This window comes from Rhizobium sp. BK456 (assembly GCF_014194045.1).
GTDB classification, from domain to species: Bacteria; Pseudomonadota; Alphaproteobacteria; order Rhizobiales; family Rhizobiaceae; genus Rhizobium; species Rhizobium redzepovicii.
Genome location: NZ_JACIAO010000009.1, coordinates 265,140 through 282,769, shown reverse-complemented (window position 1 = coordinate 282,769; position 17,630 = coordinate 265,140). Strand labels below are relative to the sequence as shown.

General features: G+C 63.7%; 13 protein-coding genes. 5 read left to right on the top strand and 8 right to left on the bottom strand.

All coding sequences use genetic code 11. The annotated features are described in order from the left end of the window. Positions 1-399 precede the first annotated feature (399 nt). Positions 400-3,552, bottom strand: coding sequence for an efflux RND transporter permease subunit (locus tag FHX03_RS24815; RefSeq protein ID WP_183855905.1), 3,153 nt, complete (start codon positions 3,550-3,552; stop codon positions 400-402). After that, on the bottom strand, positions 3,552-4,652 hold the full coding sequence (locus FHX03_RS24810) for an efflux RND transporter periplasmic adaptor subunit (protein ID WP_183855904.1): 1,101 nt from the start codon (positions 4,650-4,652) through the stop codon (positions 3,552-3,554). The genes FHX03_RS24815 and FHX03_RS24810 overlap by 1 nt, the downstream gene beginning before the upstream one ends. A 320-nt stretch (positions 4,653-4,972) precedes the next feature. On the opposite strand from FHX03_RS24810, the gene FHX03_RS24805 reads away from it, so the two are divergent. From FHX03_RS24805 to FHX03_RS24795, 3 genes are all read left to right on the top strand, one after another. Beyond that, a complete protein-coding gene (locus tag FHX03_RS24805) occupies positions 4,973-5,659 on the top strand; it encodes a response regulator (protein ID WP_183855902.1) in 687 nt (228 codons plus the stop codon). A 2-nt stretch (positions 5,660-5,661) separates the two neighbouring features. Further along, a complete protein-coding gene (locus FHX03_RS24800; protein ID WP_097626272.1) occupies positions 5,662-6,951 on the top strand; it encodes an ATP-binding protein in 1,290 nt (429 codons plus the stop codon). A 115-nt stretch (positions 6,952-7,066) separates the two neighbouring features. Further along, the gene (locus FHX03_RS24795) at positions 7,067-8,518 is read left to right on the top strand and encodes an efflux transporter outer membrane subunit (protein ID WP_183855900.1); all 1,452 of its coding nucleotides are present in this window, start codon (positions 7,067-7,069) and stop codon (positions 8,516-8,518) included. A 10-nt stretch (positions 8,519-8,528) separates the two neighbouring features. Here FHX03_RS24795 and FHX03_RS24790 read toward each other — a convergent pair whose 3' ends face one another. The 6 genes from FHX03_RS24790 to FHX03_RS24765 are packed head-to-tail and all read right to left on the bottom strand — an operon-like array spanning position 8,529 to position 15,518. Further along, positions 8,529-9,365 carry an HpcH/HpaI aldolase/citrate lyase family protein gene (locus FHX03_RS24790; RefSeq protein WP_183780235.1) on the bottom strand — a complete coding sequence of 279 codons (837 nt, stop codon included), beginning with the start codon at positions 9,363-9,365 and terminating at the stop codon, positions 8,529-8,531. Continuing rightward, a complete protein-coding gene (locus tag FHX03_RS24785; RefSeq protein WP_183780233.1) occupies positions 9,362-9,814 on the bottom strand; it encodes a MaoC family dehydratase in 453 nt (150 codons plus the stop codon). Before FHX03_RS24785 ends, FHX03_RS24790 begins: the two co-directional genes overlap by 4 nt. After that, on the bottom strand, positions 9,814-11,679 hold the full coding sequence (locus tag FHX03_RS24780; RefSeq protein ID WP_183855898.1) for an acetyl/propionyl/methylcrotonyl-CoA carboxylase subunit alpha: 1,866 nt from the start codon (positions 11,677-11,679) through the stop codon (positions 9,814-9,816). The genes FHX03_RS24785 and FHX03_RS24780 overlap by 1 nt, the downstream gene beginning before the upstream one ends. 8 nt (positions 11,680-11,687) lie before the next feature. Next, positions 11,688-13,298 carry a carboxyl transferase domain-containing protein gene (locus tag FHX03_RS24775; protein ID WP_183780229.1) on the bottom strand — a complete coding sequence of 537 codons (1,611 nt, stop codon included), beginning with the start codon at positions 13,296-13,298 and terminating at the stop codon, positions 11,688-11,690. Continuing rightward, positions 13,295-14,440 carry an isovaleryl-CoA dehydrogenase gene (locus FHX03_RS24770; RefSeq protein ID WP_183855896.1) on the bottom strand — a complete coding sequence of 382 codons (1,146 nt, stop codon included), beginning with the start codon at positions 14,438-14,440 and terminating at the stop codon, positions 13,295-13,297. Before FHX03_RS24770 ends, FHX03_RS24775 begins: the two co-directional genes overlap by 4 nt. Before the next feature lie 43 nt (positions 14,441-14,483). Next, positions 14,484-15,518 (bottom strand): AraC family transcriptional regulator, encoded by a 1,035-nt coding sequence (locus FHX03_RS24765; RefSeq protein ID WP_183855895.1) that lies wholly within the window; start codon positions 15,516-15,518, stop codon positions 14,484-14,486. Positions 15,519-15,648: 130 nt separating this feature from the next. On the opposite strand from FHX03_RS24765, the gene FHX03_RS24760 reads away from it, so the two are divergent. Continuing rightward, positions 15,649-16,416 (top strand): 3-hydroxyacyl-CoA dehydrogenase, encoded by a 768-nt coding sequence (locus FHX03_RS24760; RefSeq protein ID WP_018246760.1) that lies wholly within the window; start codon positions 15,649-15,651, stop codon positions 16,414-16,416. A gap of 23 nt (positions 16,417-16,439) precedes the next feature. Further along, complete coding sequence (locus tag FHX03_RS24755) at positions 16,440-17,627, top strand: acetyl-CoA C-acyltransferase (RefSeq protein ID WP_183855893.1); 1,188 nt, start codon at positions 16,440-16,442, stop codon at positions 17,625-17,627. Positions 17,628-17,630 lie beyond the last annotated feature (3 nt).

Sequence of the window (17,630 nt, the reverse complement as noted above, 5' to 3'; positions counted from 1 at the left end):
TCCGCGAAATCGCGGCGAGTATGACTTTCCCCTCCGCGAAGCGGCCAAGCAGAATATTTCGAGGTGCCTTGGACACACGACCCTCCGGATTGAGCTGAGGTCGATCTGTAATAGCTGTGCGGATGTCAAGCGCAGTTAAGGAAGTGTAAAGTTTGGTAAAGGTTCTCGTGGCGACGTGCGCGCTGCGCTGCTGGCAGTCGATCGAGACGGGGAAACTGCAATCAGGATGAGTGCTCGGACTAGCGTTTCCAGAAGATGCAGGACGCGCAGGCGGCTTGTGGCCGCCTGCGGGGGAATACGTCCCGCGGTCTTGTTCCGGGGGAGGGGAACGCGACCGAAGAGGGTGCCGTCGCCGGCCTTGTGCGGTGGGGCAGCGTCTGCCCAATCACCTGTGGGGCATCATCTCTGAGCTTGTCCCCGTTTCGAAATCTCAGGCTGGAAGGCGATCGCCGCGTGATCGTTGGACGCATGCGGCTTATCCCCGGCGATGTCCTCGGCCAGTCCGATCCGGCGCAGGACCCGTTTGAGGATCTGTTCCAGATCGTCGACGAAAGTGAAGATGACGGGGATGACGATGAGGCTGAGCAGCGTCGACATCACCACGCCGCCGATCACGACGATTGCCATCGGCTGGCGGAAGCTCGAATCACCGCCCATCAGGCTGAGTGCCGCCGGCAGCATGCCCGAGGCCATGGCAATGGTGGTCATGACGATCGGCCGTGCGCGCTTGTGGCAGGCATCCACCAAGGCGTCGAATCTCGACATGCCACGCTGACGCGACATGATCGCATATTCGATGAGCAGGATGGAGTTCTTCGTCACCACGCCCATCAGCATGAGCAGGCCGATGACAACAGGCATGGAGAAGCTCGTTCCGGTCACCACCAGCGGCACCAACGCGCCGCCGAGCGAGAGCGGCAAGGCCATCAGAAGCGTCAGCGGCTGCAGGAAATCGTGGAAGAGCAGCACCATGACCGCATAGATGCAGAACACGCCGATCGCCATCGCCAGCCCGAAACTCTGGAACAGCTCCGAACTGCGCTGAAGTTCGCCCTGGTTGACCAGGGTGACGCCCGATGGCAGATGACGAAGTGTCGGCAGCGCCTGCGCCTCGCGGTTGACGTCGCCGAGGATGCGGCCGTTGAGTTCGACGGAAAGGGTGACATTGCGCATCCGGTCGATGCGGTCGATCTCCGAAGGGCTGCCGCCGATCTTCACGTCGGCGATCGATCCGAGATCGACGTTGCCGTTGGTTCCCGCCACCCGCATGTTCTTGATGTCGTCCAGAGTGGTACGCGCCTCGGGCGAGAAGCGGACGACGATCGGAATCTGCCGCTGAGGCAGGTTGAGCTTCGGCAGGTCGGCCGAATATTCCCCGTTGGTCGCTACGCGCACGGCCTCGGCGATGGCGCTCGACGTTACCCCAAGTGCGGCGCTGCGCGCAAAGTCGGGCGTGATCTGAATCTCGGGCGCCTGTCGGGCTGCGGTCGATGTCACAGCGCCGATGCCCTGCAGTGAGCGGAGCTGCTCCTCGAGCGCCGTACTGGCGCTATCGAGGACATTTGCATCGTCGCCAGCCAGCGTGATCTCGAGTTTCGTGCCATTGCCGCCGCCGCCGACCTCCACGCGCACGCCGGGAAGGATGGAAAGCGCCTGCCGGATATCGTTTTCGATTTCCGACTGCTTGCGGTCACGCTCGTCGATGGGCGGCAGCACGGCAACGATCGTCGCCGATCCGACATCGCTCGTGGTGCCGGCGTCGGGACCGCCGCCCGAGGACACCGATCCGACGGCGGAGAAGACATGGGTCACGTCGGGAAGCTTGCCGATGATATCCGCGGCCTTCCTGCTGGTGGCGTCGGTCTGCTCGATGGTGGCGCCCGGCTGCATGGTCAGCGTGATCTGGGTCCGCGCGTCGTCGGACGCGGGCAGGAAGCCAGATTTCAACAGGGAAATGGTCGAAAGCGAGAGCGCCACGATGACGGCGGTGACGGCCACGGTCGTCTTCCTGCGGTGCATGGCGGCCTTCACGATTGATATATAGGCACGCATGATTCGGCCGTCCTTTTCCTCGGTCGGATGGGCCTTCATGAAATAGGCGGCCATCATCGGCGTCAGCAGGCGAGCGACGACCAGCGAGGCGAGAACGGCGACGGCAGCGGTGACGCCGAACTGGCGGAAGATAAGGCCCGGTATGCCGCTCATGAATGCTGTCGGCAGGAACACCGAAACCAGCGTGAATGTGGTTGCGATGACGGCAAGCCCGATCTCGTTGGCTGCCTCGAGAGCGGCATCGATCGGCCGCTTGCCCATCTGCAGGTGGCGGGCGATGTTTTCGATCTCGACGATGGCATCGTCGACAAGGATGCCGACCACCAGCGACAGCGCAAGCAGTGTGACGATGTTCAAGCTGAAGTCGGCGAGATACATGACAAGGAAGGTCGGTATGACGGACAAGGGCAGCGCCACGGCCGACAGGATCGTCGCCCGCCAGTCCCGGAGGAAAAGCCAGACGACGATGATCGCCAGGATCGCGCCTTCGTAGAGCATGTGCATCGAGCCATCGTAGTTGCCGATGATCGGACCGATCGTGCTGTAAGCCTCTTCGATCTCAACGTTGGAATGCTTGGCGGCGAACTCCCCGATCGCCTTGTCGACATCGGCGGCGACACCGCTGTCGGAAAATCCGTTCGAGCGCTTGATCTCGACCGCGATCACCGGCTTGCCGTCGAGATAGGCCATCGAGGAGCGCTCGGCGAAGCTGTCGCTGATGGATGCGACGTCGTCGAGGCGAACCTGCTGGCCGTTCGCCAGCGGGATTTTCAGCCCCTTCAGCGCCTCGACCGATGGCAGGGCACCGAGCGTGCGCAAGGTCTGGCGGGTGCCGCCGATTTCGCCGAGGCCACCCGACGTATCCGTCTGCACGGCCTTCAGCTGCGACGATACGGTGGCCGCGGTGACGCCGAGCGACGCCATCGTCGCGGGATCGAGATCCACATGCACCTCGCGGTCGATCCCGCCGATGCGGTTGACTTGCCCGACACCGGGCACCGAAAGCAGTGCCTTGGTCAGATCATTGTCGACGAACCAGGAAAGCTCGGTCTCGTTGAGAGCGGTCGAGCGGACGGCATAGGTGACCAGTGCGGAGCTCTGTACGGTGACCTTGGTGACGCTCGGTGTTTCCATCTGCGCCGGCAGATCGCCCTTGACGCTATCGACGGCATTGCGGACTTCGTTCAGGGCCGTTTCGCTGTCTTTTTCCAGCTCGAAGGACACCTTGATCGAGACGGTGCCGTCGGTGATCGTCGTGGTGATGTGATCGAGATAGCTGAGCGCGGCAAGGCCATCCTCGATCTTGCGGGCGACCTCGGTTTCGAGCTGCGTCGGCGCGGCGCCCTCAAGCGTCGCGGTGACGTTGATCGTGGGAAGATCCATATCCGGGAAATTCTGGATCGGCAGCTGTTTGAAGGCCAAGAGCCCGCCGGCTGTCAGCATCACAAACAGCAATATCGCCGGTACGGGGTTGCGGATCGACCAGGCTGAGAAGTTCATCAGTTTGTCTCCGCAATCTTCACGAGGTCGTTGTCGGACAGGAACGCGCCGCCCGAGTTCACCACTTTCGCCGAGCGATCGATGCCGGAGACGATTTCCACCTCGCCATTGTTGCGGCGGCCGGTTTCCACTCTGACCTTTCTGACCCGCTGATCCTCACCTGAAGTGAAGAGGTAACTGATGCCGTCCCGGAACACGATCGCCGTCTCCGGAACGGTCAGTGCCGGCGAGGTCTGCAATTCGATATTGCCGGTGACATAGAGACCGGTGCGCGGCCGGACATCGGTGGGAAGCGCCACATAGACGATTGCCCGGCTGGTATCGGTGCTGACCGAAGGCCCGACAAGTCTCACCTTGCCGTCGATGACCTGGCCGTCCGGTCCGTTGATCCTGACGCTCAAGCCTTCAGAAATGCGCGGGAGGTAGCGTGCTGACACTTCGGCCTGCCATTCGACACGCTGCTGGCGAACCATGCGAAACAGCTCGGTGCCGGCGGAGACGACGGCGCCGAGATTGGCGGAACGCGACGTGATCACCCCGTCGTCGACGGCCGTGATTGTCGTCTGCGCAAGCTTGATCTTTTCGGTGTCGAGCGCGGCCTCTTCGGACGCAACACTTGCCGTCGCCGTCTGCTCATCGGCCAGATATTCGACGATCTTCTCGTCGGAAAGCGCGCCGGAAGGTTGCAGCTGTCGCGCCCGGTCGGCATTGGCCTTGGCCTTCGACAGGCTTGCCTTGGCGTTTTCGACCGCCGCCTCCTGCTTGCGGAGATCGGCGAGCACGATCTCCTGGGAAAGCTGGACGAGCGTTTGTCCCTTGGTGACCACGGAGCCGACGTCGACCAGGACATCGGTTATGCGCAGGCCGCTGGTTTCGGAGGCGATGACCGCTTCCTGCCAGGGCTTCAGCCAGCCGCTCGCGGGAACGGTCTCCGGCCAGTTCCGCTGCGCCGGCGCCGTCAGAGAGACGGTGAGGGCGGGCGCCGCCGCCTGCTCGGCCGCGGCATTGCGCAGGGGGAAGAAAAGCGCGGCCGCCACGAGAGCGGCGGCGCATAGCCTGGATGGTTTTCTCAACGATGCACTCCTTGTGGTCAAAGGCATCGCTGCCTTTTCCCGATCCGCGATCAACTCGATGACGGATTGCGGCTCATGCACGGCAATCCGATCCCGGCTCGCGTCGATGTCATGGCAGGTTAAGTAACGGACCGAACGTTAAGTGCGGTCAAGTTAGTGTTAAGTTGGGTAAAACTTGGCCGCGCGACTGTGCATGTGCTGTATGGCTGCCGGGATCCGAGCATGATGCCGAAAAGTGTGAGCGGTTTTCTCAAGACATCATGCTCTAACTCTTTAATGTAGAACAGGATTCAGATTTTAGGCCGACCAGGCCTAAAATCATCCTGTTCTAATGACGGACGAAGTGAATGAACAAGGTTCTCCTCATCGACGACGATGCCGAGCTGACGACGCTTCTGCAGGAATATCTGATCGAAGAAGGGTATGACGTCGCAACGGATACCGACGGTCGCGCCGCCATTGCCGCTGCCGCCGGCAATACGGTCGATATCATCGTGCTCGACATCATGATGCCTCGGATGAACGGGATCGAAGTTTTGCAGAGAATCCGGAAACTGAGCCAGGTTCCCGTACTGATGCTGACCGCAAGAGGCGACGACGTGGACAGGATATCGGGCCTCAATCTCGGTGCCGACGATTATGTGCCGAAGCCATGCTCGCCGGGTGAATTGGCGGCGAGGCTGCGCGCCATCCTGCGCCGCGCGGGGCAGCCGGCAGCCGGCGCATCGACCGACACGATCAGGGCGGGGCAGCTGGTGATTCACGCCGGCAGCAGAAGTGCTGAATGGCGCGGCGAGACTTTGGAGCTGACCGGCACCGAATTCAGCCTGCTCGAAGTCCTCGCCCGCAGCGCCGGTCAGCTGGTGTCGAAGCAGGATATTTCAAAGCGGGCCTTCGGCAAGCCGCTCACGCCGTTCGACCGCCGTATCGACGTCCATATCAGCAGCGTTCGCCAGAAGCTCGGCCTGAGGGAGGACGGACAATCCTGGATCCAGTCCGTCCGCGGTCAGGGCTATCAACTTCTCGTGGACTGACCATGCCCCGGCTTTTCTGGAAATTCTTCAGGATCATCTGGCTGACGCTGGCCGCAAGCCTCGCTGTCATCATCCTTATCGTCAAACTGCTTCAGGCGGTTCCCTTCGCAGGTGAGCTGGAACAGGAGCGGCGGGCGCTCGTGCTGAACCTGACGGCAAATATTCTGGTTGAGGACGGCGAAGACGCCGCGGCCCGTTTTGTCAGCACAAGCGAGAAGACTCAGCCACTGGGCCTCAGCCTTGCGAAACCTGCGCAAGCCGATGCCTGCGCCGGGAAGAACACGGTGACCACCCGATCCGTGCTGAAGGATGGCGTGTGCTATCGGCTTTCCGTGTCGGCTCCAGCCAGTTCCATCTTCGACAATCTTGGTCCGTTCATGCCGTGGTTCACCATCCTGATCGCCAGCACGATCGCGGCCGGCGCATTGGCGCGATATCTCATTCGCCCCGTCGTGCATCTGCGCGACGGTCTGAGCGCTCTTGCCCATGGCCGCTTCGATTTTCGCATCGGCGACAAGATGGCTGGCCGAAAGGATGAGGTGACGGCACTCGCCTATGATTTTGATGCGAGCGCCGCCCGCCTTCAGGAATTGCAGGATGCGCAGCAGAGGCTGTTCCACGACGTCTCCCACGAACTGCGTTCGCCTTTGTCCCGCCTGCAGGCGGCCGTCGGCGTTCTCAGGCAAAGCCCGGCCAAACTCGGCGCCATGCTCGACCGTATGGACCGGGAAGTCGAACGGCTCGATACGCTGGTCGGCGAGGTTCTGACCCTTGCCAGGCTGACGGCGGGTTCCGGTCGGCCGCTGAAGACGCAGACCCTCGACGTCATCGAGCTGCTGAATGAAATCCTCGGCGACGCGGCATTCGAGGCCCAGGCCCGCGAGGTGACGATCACGACGAGTGTCGACGGCGTCTTCCGGGCCGAGGTCGAAGGCGAACTGATCTACAGGGCGCTCGAAAACGTCGTCCGCAACGCCGTCAAATATACGGCCGAGCATTCGCGCATATCAGTATCCTGCGAGGTAGGGCCCGACCGCCTTACGATCCGCGTTGGGGATCAGGGGCCAGGTGTCGGCCGGGACGAACTCGAACGCATCTTCCAGCCGTTTTCCCGCGGCAAGGACGCCGTGCCGAGAGGCGGATACGGCCTGGGACTTGCCATCACCCGGCAGGCGATCGAACGTCACGGCGGGCGCGTGCATGCCTCGCTGCCGGAGGCCGGCGGCCTGGCGATCATGCTGGAGCTTCCGAGGCGGCCGATGCCCTATGGTGTGGCCGGCGATGAAAGCTGATTTAGACCGCTCGACGGGCGGTGCCGGATTTTACCTAACTTTACAGTTTCTTAACCGCCATTAACGCTGGTCTCGCTAAGCCTGAACCCACGATCCCGGTTCAGAAGGCTCGCCCGTGAGTACGTCGCTTCGCACAAGACTATCATCCCTCCGCTACGCCGCATCCGCACTGACGTTTCTGCTGACCGGCTGCGTCAGCGGCCCGGATCATGTTCCTCCGCAAATGCCGCTTCCGGTCAAATTCGAAGAAGGGGGCAACAAGAGCAACGGCAATGTCGTGACGGCCGAGTGGTGGACGGCCTATCGCGACAAGCGGCTCGACGGTCTGGTGGCGCACGGCCTCAGCGAGAACCTCGACGTGCTGCAGGCGCTCGAAAGCATCAACTCGGCTTCGGCCAATGTCACCGTTGCCGGCGCCGGCGGCTTGCCGAGCCTGACTGTCGACGCTTCGCACACATTATCCGGCGAGAAGGGCCGGCTGCGCACGACCGTCGGCACCACGAACACGACGGGTGGCGAGGCCAGCCTCTCCTGGCTGCTCGATTTCTTCGGCCAATATCGTCGCTCCAGGGAGAGCGCAATTGCCTCGTTGGGGGCCGCCTATGCGACCGCAGATAACGCCAAGCTCACTTTTCTGAAAGACCTCGTCGAGAGCTATATCGACGCCCGCTACTACCAGGAGCGCATTGTGCTTTCAAAAGCGAGTTTGAAATCCCGCCAGCAGACTTACGAACTGACGCAGCTGCAGTTGAAAGCCGGTGCCGCCTCCCGCCTCGACGTCGTGCAGGCGGAGGGCCTGGTACAGTCGACAAAATCCGACATTCCCGGCCTGGAAAAGAGCTTCACGGAATCGGCCCATCACATAGCCACCCTCATTGGAATGCCGGCATCCGCGCTGATGGGAGAGCTGCAGAAGAGTGCGGGCCAGCCGGTGTTCCGCGGCGATCTTCGCGCTGGCATTCCGGCCGATCTGATCCGCAACCGTCCCGACATTCGCAAGGCCGAACGCGAACTGGCGGCCGCCGTTGCCGATATCGGTGCAGCCGAAGCCCAGCTCTACCCGTCGATCTCGCTCTCCGGCTCGATCTCGCCGAGTTGGGTCAAATCATCGGGCGCCAAAGGCGCAAGTCTGACCAGCTGGTCCTTCGGACCCTCGCTTAACCTACCGATCTTCGACGGCGGCACGCTGCGCGCCAATGTCGATATCGAAAAATCCGACGCGAAGACACAGTATCTCGCCTGGAAGGCGGCAGTGCTGAACGGCGTCGAGGAGGTCGAAAACGCTCTGTCGGCCGTTCGCCGCGACACGCAGACGTTGGAGCCGCTGCGCCGGCAGGTGCAGACGGCGCAGGAATCGCTGGCGCTTTCGACCACGAGCTACAAGGACGGCGCCTCGTCGCTACTCGATATCCTGGAGGCGCAGCGTTCGGTCTCCGATGCCGAGGCAAGCCTTGCCGGCACCGTGCAGCAGGTCGCCAAGGACTACGTCGACCTCTACGTCGCTATCGGCGCCGGTTACCTGGAGCCGCAGCAGGTCGCCACCAGACCAGCCGCAAAGTCGGGCTGATCGGCAGAGGCTATTGTCCGGCGCTCTTCAAAAGGCGGAGCGCGAGCTTGAGATGCGGCAGGTCAAGCATGCGCCCGTCAAGCTGGATGACGCCGGCGTCGGGCCTGGCGGCAAAGGCGGCCGCAACTTTCTCTGCCCAGGCGATTTCGGACGCATCCGGCGTGAAGGCGTGGTTGATCGTCTCGATCTGGCTCGGATGGATGGCCATCATGCCGGAAAAACCGTCGCGCCGGCCGCGGCCGGCATAGGCCCTCAAACCGTTGTGATCGCGGAAATCGGGATAGACGGTTTCGATCGCCGGAACGGCGGCGGCTTGCGCTGCAAATAGCATGAGCGAGCGGGCAAGCTCGTAAGGCGGCGTATAACGGCCGTCGGTCCTCCGCGCGGTCGTAGCCCCCATGGCGGCCGGCAGATCCTCGGCCCCCCAGGTCAGCCCGCAGAGGCTGGCCGAAACCTCCCGATAGCTGCCGATCTCGAAGATGGCGGACGGCGTTTCCGTCGCGATCGGCAGGATGGGAATAGCCGATGCGAGGGAGTTTGCGAGCTTCAGCACGGAAGCGGCCCCCTCGGCCTTCGGCAGCATGAGAGCGAAAGGTTGGAGGCCGGTCAGGGCGGCAAGGTCGTCTTCGAATTCAGGCGAGGCGAGGGGATTGATGCGGATCAGGAGAGCGGTTTCGCCGGAATGGTGCAGGGCGAATTCGTGCACGCTCTCGCGTGCCCTCGGCTTATTCGCAAGCGAAACCGAATCCTCCAGATCGAGAATGACGGCATCGGCGCCCGAGGCGAGGGCTTTTTCGAAGCGTTCCGGCCGGTCGCCGGGCACGAAGAGCAGCGAGCGCAGCCTCATGACGGCTTCACCTTCAGCATCGCCGTGCGCAGGCACTGACAGACGATCTCATCGCGCTGGTTGAGGGTGATGTGCCGGAAGGTCACGATGCCGGCGTCGGAGCGGGAGTTGGAGCGGCGCAGCTCCGTCACCTCGGTTTCCACCCGCAACGTATCGCCGATGAAGACCGGTTTCGGCATCGTCACCTTGTCGTAGCCGAGATTGGCGACGAGCGTGCCGAGCGTGGAGTCGCCGACCGAAAGGCCGACGGTGAGCGCAAAGGTGAAGGTGCCGTTGACGACGATCCGGCCGAATTCGGTGCCGGCCGCATATTCGGCATCGAGATGCAGCGGCTGCGGATTGTGGGAGAGCGTCGTAAACAGCAGGTTGTCGGTCTCGGTGACCGTGCGGCGGATGTCGTGGGCGATGCGGTCGCCGATTGCCCATTCGTCGAAATAGCGGCCGGCCATCACTCCTCTCCCTTCATGACGGTGACGACCAGCTGGTTTTCCGAGACCCTGGCGCCGGGGGAAACCTGCAGTTTGCCGACGATGCCGTCGAAGGGCGCCCGCAGCGTATGCTCCATCTTCATCGCTTCGACCGTCAACAGACGGTCCCCCTTGGCGACCGGATCGCCTTCGGCGATATCCACCGAAATGACAAGGCCCGGCATGGGTGAAAGAATGGCGCCGTCGCCCACGCCGTGATTTGCCTCGACCTCCCCCGCATGGGGCAGGCCGATCGACCAGGCATTGCCCGCATCGAAAAGCACCGTCGCCTCGTTCATCTCGACAGCATTCGCCTCGAGGTCGGCGCGGGCACGGCCCCAATGGAGATGACCGTCAATGCGCACGCGCACGCGGCCGTCGTTTGGCCCGGCGATGCGGAAGCCGGTCAGCGCGGACCAGGGGTCGCCATCCATGTCCTTCGAAAGTGCCGCGGCCGCTTTGTCGATGACGGTTTCATCGGGCTCGCTGGCGACGAGGTTTTCGCCGTGGCGGTCGAGGAAGCCGGTATCGATCCGCGCGGCGCGAAAATCCGGATCATTGGCGATGCGGGCGATGAGGCCGGCATTGGATCTGACCGGCCAGACCTCGATGCCGGCACAGGCGGCGGCGAGCTTCGAAAGGGCGGCCTCACGGTTCGGCCCATGCGCGATGATCTTGGCGATCATCGGATCGTAAAAGGCGGTGATCTCATCGCCCTCAACGACGCCGCTGTCGACGCGGGTCGTCATCGGCAGTTTGAGATGGTCGAGCTGGCCGATCGAGGGCAGATATCCAGCGGCGGGGTTTTCGGCATAGAGCCGGGCTTCGAAGGCCCAGCCCTTCATTGTGATCTCTTCCTGGCTTTTCGGCAGCGGCTCGCCGCTTGCGACCGTCAGCTGCCAGAGGACCAGATCTTCGCCCGTGATTGCCTCGGTGACCGGATGTTCCACCTGCAGGCGCGTGTTCATCTCCATGAACCAGATACGGTCGGGATCGAGGCCCGAGGAGGCATCGGCGATGAATTCGATCGTGCCGGCGCCGACATAGTTGACCGCTCTTGCGGCCTTTACCGCCGCCTCGCAGATCGCCGCCCGGGTGGCGGCATCGAGGCCGGGGGCAGGGGCCTCTTCGATGACTTTCTGGTGACGGCGCTGCAGCGAGCAATCGCGTTCGAAGAGGTGGACACAATTTCCAAGCTTGTCAGCGAATACCTGCACCTCGATATGGCGCGGATTGGCGATATAGCGCTCGATCAGAACGCGGTCGTCGCCGAAGGCGGAAGCCGCTTCACGCCCGCAGGAGGCGAGACCTTCGGCGAAATCCTGCGGCCGGTCGATGCGACGCATGCCCTTGCCGCCGCCGCCGGCGACGGCCTTGATCAGCACGGGGTAGCCGATGATATCGGCTTCGGCCGCGAGCCTTGCTTCGCTCTGGTCCGAGCCGAGGTAGCCGGGGGTGACGGGCACGCCCGCCGCCTGCATCAATTGCTTGGCGGCGTCCTTCAGTCCCATGGCGCGGATGGCGGCCGGCGGCGCGCCGACCCAGATAATGCCGGCCTCTTCAACCGCTTCGGCGAATTCGGCATTTTCCGACAGGAACCCGTAACCGGGATGGATGGCGGCAGCACCTGACTTTCGGGCGGCTTCCAGGATGCGCTCCTGTGAGAGATAACTCTCTCGGGCCGGCGGCGGGCCGATGGCGATCGCCTCGTCCGCTTCCCTGACAAAGGGCAGGCCGGCATCGGCCTCGGAATAGACGGCGATGGTGCGGATGCCGAGCATCTTTGCCGTGCGGATGATGCGGCGGGCGATCTCGCCCCGGTTGGCAATGAGGAGACTTTCCATCATACCGCGCCTCACATCCTGAACAGGCCGAAGCGCGGCCCTTTCGGGATCGGCGCATTCAGGCAGGCCGAAAAGGCGAGACCCAGCACATCGCGCGTCTGGCGGGGGTCGATGATGCCGTCGTCCCAGAGACGGGCCGTGGCAAAATAGGGATTGCCCTCCGCCTCGTAGCCGGCGCGGATCGGTGCCTTGAAGGCCTCCTCCTCGGCGGCCGACCAATCCTCACCGCGCGCCTCCATCGCGTCGCGGCGGATGGTGGCGAGCACCGAGGCCGCCTGTTCGCCGCCCATGACGCTGATACGGCTGTTCGGCCAAGTAAAGAGGAAACGCGGGCGATAGGCGCGGCCGCACATGCCGTAATTGCCGGCCCCGAAGCTGCCGCCGATGATGACGGTGACTTTCGGCACGGTGGCGGTCGCAACGGCCGTCACCAGCTTCGCCCCATCCTTGGCGATGCCGCCGGCCTCATAGCGGCCGCCGACCATGAAGCCGGAGATGTTCTGCAGAAAGAGCAGCGGCACGCGGCGCTGGCAGGCGAGCTCGATGAAGTGGGCGCCCTTCAGCGCGCTTTCGGAAAACAGCACGCCGTTATTGGCGATGACAGCGACCGGCATGCCCCAGATGCGGGCGAAGCCGCAGACGAGCGTGGTGCCGTAGAGCGGCTTGAACTCATGCAGTTCCGAGCCGTCGACGATCCGGCCGATCACTTCGCGCACGTCATAGGGCGAGCGCACATCATCCGGAATGAGGCCGATGAGATCTTCGGGATCGAGTTTCGGCGGGCGCGGCGGCGTGACGTCGATATCGACGGATTTGACGCTGTTGAGGCTGGCTGCGATATCGCGGACCAGGAGCAGCGCATGTTCGTCGTTCTCCGCGACATGATCGACGACGCCGGAGCGGCGGCCATGGGTCTCGGCGCCGCCGAGTTCTTCGGCCGAGATGATTTCGCCTGTGGCGGCTTTCACCAACGGCGGGCCGGCCAGGAAGATCGTGCCCTGATTGCGCACGATGACCGTTTCGTCCGACATGGCCGGCACATAGGCGCCGCCGGCGGTGCAGCTTCCCATGACGCAGGCGATCTGCGGAATGCCTTCGGCCGACATCTGGGCCTGGTTGTAGAAGATCGCGCCGAAATGGTCGCGGTCAGGAAAGACTTCGGCCTGATGCGGAAGATTGGCGCCGCCGCTATCGACCAGATAGAGGCAGGGCAGCCGGTTCTGCAGGGCGATCTCCTGCGCCCGCAGATGTTTCTTCACCGTCAGGGGGTAATAGGCGCCGCCCTTCACGGTCGCGTCATTGGCGACGATCATCACCTCACGGCCCGAAACGCGGCCGATGCCTGATATGATGCCGGCGCCCGGCGCCTCGTCGCCATACATGCCGTTGGCAGCCAGCGTGCCGATCTCCAGGAAGGGGCTGCCGGCATCGATGAGCAGCTGGATGCGGTCGCGCGGCAGGAGTTTGCCCTTGCTTGTGTGGCGCTCGCGTGCCGATTGCGATCCGCCCTCACGCGCTTTCGCCGAACGGGCGTGGAGCTCGTCGATCAGGGTTCTGTTCTTGACGGCATTGGCCTTGAAGCTGTCGCTGTCGGGATCGATCGCAGTCGAAATCACCGTCATGACGCAATGAGCTCCCGGCCGATCAGGTAGCGGCGGATCTCGTTGGTGCCGGCGCCGATATCGTAGAGCTTGGCATCGCGCAGGAAGCGTTCGACCGGCCATTCCCTGGTATAACCGGCGCCGCCGAGCGCCTGGATCGCCTCCAGCGAAACCTTCACCGCATTCTCGCTGGCAAAGAGGATCGCGGCGGCGGCGTCGGTGCGTGTCGCCCGGCCGGCGTCGCAGGCCCGGGCGACGGAATAAACATAGGCGCGGGCCGAATTCAGCGCGACATACATGTCGGCGATCTTGGCCTGCATCAGCTGGAAATCGCCGATCGGTTTGCCGAACTGCTTGCGATCGCGCACATAGGGCAGCACGACATCGAGGCAGGCCTGCATGATGCCGAGTGGACCGCCGGCAAGCACGGCGCGCTCGTAGTCGAGGCCGGACATCAGGATCTTCACGCCTTCCCCCTCCCGGCCCATCAGCGCCTCGGCCGGCACTTCGCAATCCTGGAACACCAGTTCGGCCGTGTCGCTGCCGCGCATGCCGAGCTTGGAAAGCTTTTTCGAGACGCTGAAACCAGGCAGGCCTTTTTCGATGATGAGGGCGGAAATGCCTTTCGGACCAGCCGCCGGTTCGGTCTTGGCATACACGACGAGCACGTCGGCATGCGGCGCATTGGTGATCCAGAACTTGGTGCCGTTCAGGATATAGCGGTCGCCCTTTTTCTCGGCCCGTAGGCGCATCGAGACGACATCGGAACCGGCGCCAGCCTCCGACATCGCGAGCGAGCCGACATGTTCGCCCGAGATCAGCTTCGGCAGATGGCGGTGTTTCTGTTCCGGCGAGGCCCAGCGGCGGATTTGGTTGACGCAGAGATTGGAATGGGCGCCGTAACTCAAGCCCACCGAGGCCGAGGCGCGGGAGACTTCCTCCATGCCGACAACGTGTTCGAGGTAGCCGAGACCGGCGCCGCCGAATTCTTCCTCGACCGTGATTCCATGCAGGCCGAGCGCCCCCATCTGGGGCCAGAGCTGGCGCGGAAACGTGTTGCTTTCGTCGATCTCCGCGGCCAGCGGAGCGATATGATCGGCCGCAAACCGCGCCGTCGTTTCACGGATCGCGTCCGCGGTGTCGCCGAGCGAAAAATCAAACATGGCACTCCTCCCGCTGAAATATGTAGCGCGGGTTGCGGAAGGTTCAAAGTGTCCTTGATTGCAATGGCCCATCCAATTGCGAGAGAGCTTCCTCCCGGCGAAAGACCTCGGGGCTCTTGCCCATCCATTTCCGAAAGGCTCGGAAGAAGGCGCTCGGCTCGGAATAGCCGAGCTGCACGGCAATCTCACCGATGGACATCGAAGTGTTCAGCAGCAGTTCGACGGCGAGATCCCGGCGGATGTCGTCCTTGATGGCGGCATAGCTTTGTCCCTCGTCGTGCAGACGGTGGCGTAGCGTGGAGGGCGGCATTCGCATATCGGCGGCAAGCTCAGTAAAGCGCGACCAGGCAGCCGGCGTGGCCAGATTCAGGCGGCGGCGGACGGCGGCGGCGATACCGGCATCATAGCGATAGCGCACCAGAATATTGGCGGGCGCGCCGCGCAGGAACTGTTTGAGCGCCTGTTCGCTGCGCGCCACCGGCAGGTCGAGCAAGGCGCTGTCGAAGCCGAGCCGGCTGATGGTTTGCGAGAAAAGCACTGGCGCGCCGAAGAAGAGCCGATAGTCGGCGCCTTGTTTGGGCTCCGCGCAGCGGAAATCGACGAGCCGGATCGGAATGCGCCGGCCGACCAGCCAGCAGGTGATGCCGTGCAGGATGATCCAATAGGTGCGATAGGCGAAGGCTGAACGCGGGCCGCCGGCATCCGTGAGCTCGACCTCGGCCAGGCCGTCGCGGATGACGAGCCGTCCCCTGGGATCGTCGAGCACGACATCGAGGAAACGCAGCGCTCGGCGCAGGGCGTGGCCTAGCGTTGGCGCATGCAGCACAGAGTGGCAGAGCAGCGTGAAGCTGCCGCCGCGCATCGGTCGGCCACCCATGCCGAAGAATTCGTCGTCGAGCTCGGCGGCGATTGCCAGCCAGAGCGCGCCATAGGTCTCGGCCGACACCGGTTGATCGACCAGCGGCGGCAGTCCCACACGCGCAAGAATAGGCTCTGTCGGCTTGTCCAGCCGCCGAAGGCTGTCAAGGGCCTCCTCGACAAAGGCCGGTGCAATCATGCGTCGCTCGATTTCGGCCATCGCGCCCTCTATGGCAAAACTGTCCGAAATAATGGAGCAGTTCTGTCATCGCTTGCAATAGGTCGACGGAATAGAATCCTGTCATTCGGCTGAGCCTGGAGGAGGCGTGGCCGGCAGGAGGAACAGGTCCATGCTGATCCGAGGTGCAAGTTTCATCGTGACCGGCGGCGGCTCCGGCCTCGGCGCGGCAACAGTGCGCATGCTTGTGGAGGCGGGCGGGCGGGTGACGATCGCCGATCTCAACGCGGAAGCCGGACAGGAAATCGTCCGGGAATTCGGAAGCGATGCCCGTTTCGTCAGGGCCGACGTGACCGATGGCGAGGAAGGGGCGGCGGCGGTTGCCGCTGCCATCGAAGCCTTCGGCGGCTTGCGCGGATTGGTGAATTGCGCAGGCGTCGCTCCGGCCGAAAAGGTGATCGGCCGCGACGGGCCGCACCGGCTGGAGAGTTTTGCCCGCACGGTGAGCATCAATCTCATTGGCACATTCAACATGATCCGGCTGGCAGCGGCGGCGATCCAGACTACCGAGCCGGATGCGGAAGGCGAACGTGGCGTCATCGTCAATACGGCCTCGGTTGCCGCCTTCGACGGCCAGATCGGCCAGGCAGCTTACGCCGCCTCCAAGGGCGGGGTGGCGGCCATGACCTTGCCGATCGCCCGCGAGCTTGCTCGTCACGGCATTCGCGTGGTGTCGATCGCACCCGGCATTTTCGAGACGCCGATGATGGCTGATATGCCGGCCGAGGTTCAGGCGGCGCTCGGTAAGAGCGTGCCCTTTCCACCGCGGCTCGGTCGGCCGGCGGAATTTGCCGGGCTGGTACGCCATATCTTGGAAAACAACATGCTGAACGGCGAGGTCATCCGCCTCGATGGCGCATTGCGGATGGGCGCGCGGTGAACGCTTCGCCCCAAGGAGGAAAGATGGTTTTGCAGGATCCCATCGTCATCACCGGTGCAGCGCGCACCCCGATCGGCAGCTTTCAGGGAGAGCTGAAAGAGGCGACAGCGCCGGAGCTCGGAGCGACGGCGATCCGCGCAGCGCTGCAGCGCAGCCGCATCGCGGCCGAGGCGATTGAGGAGGTCGTCTTCGGCTGCGTGCTGCCGGCGGGGCAGGGGCAGGCGCCGGCGCGCCAGGCGGCGATCCATGCCGGTCTGCCCTTCGCGACTGCGGCGAGCACCGTCAACAAGATGTGCGGCTCAGGCATGAAGGCGGTGATGATGGCGCATGACCTGATTGCCGCCGGCAGCGCCTCAGCGGCGATTGCAGGCGGCATGGAAAGCATGACGAATGCGCCCTATCTTCTTGACAAGGCCCGTGGCGGCTACAGGCTCGGCCATGGGCGTGTCGTGGATCACATGTTCCTCGACGGGCTGGAGGATGCTTATGACAAGGGGCGCTTGATGGGCAGCTTCGCGGAGGATTGCGCCGAGGCCTATCAGTTCACGCGCGAGGCGCAGGACAGCTACGCCATCGCCTCTCTGACGCGGGCGCAGAAGGCGATCGCGGACGGATGTTTCGAAAGCGAGATCGTGCCGGTCACGGTGAAATCGGGCAAATCAGAGCAGGTGGCGAACCGCGACGAACAGCCGGGAAAGGCCAGGCTCGACAAGATCCCGTCGCTGAAACCGGCTTTCCGCGACGGCGGCACGGTGACCGCGGCGAATTCCAGCTCGATCTCCGATGGCGCGGCAGCCCTGGTACTGATGCGCCGCTCCGAGGCGGCGCGGCGCGGCCTGACGCCGCTCGCCACAATCCTCGGCCACGCCACGCATTCGCAGGCACCCAATCTTTTCGCCACCGCGCCGATCGGCGCGCTGCAGAAGCTCTCCGACCGGACCGGCCTGGCGCTTTCCGACGTCGATCTCTTCGAAATCAACGAGGCTTTCGCCGTCGTCGCCATGGCGGCGATGCGCGATCTCGACCTGCCGCATGAAAAGGTCAACGTGCATGGCGGCGCCTGCGCGCTCGGCCATCCGATCGGCGCATCGGGGGCTCGAATTTTGGTGACACTGCTTTCGGCGCTGCAGCGATACGGACTAAAGCGCGGCATGGCCGCGCTCTGCATCGGCGGCGGCGAGGCGACGGCTGTCGCCATCGAGCGGCACTAGCGG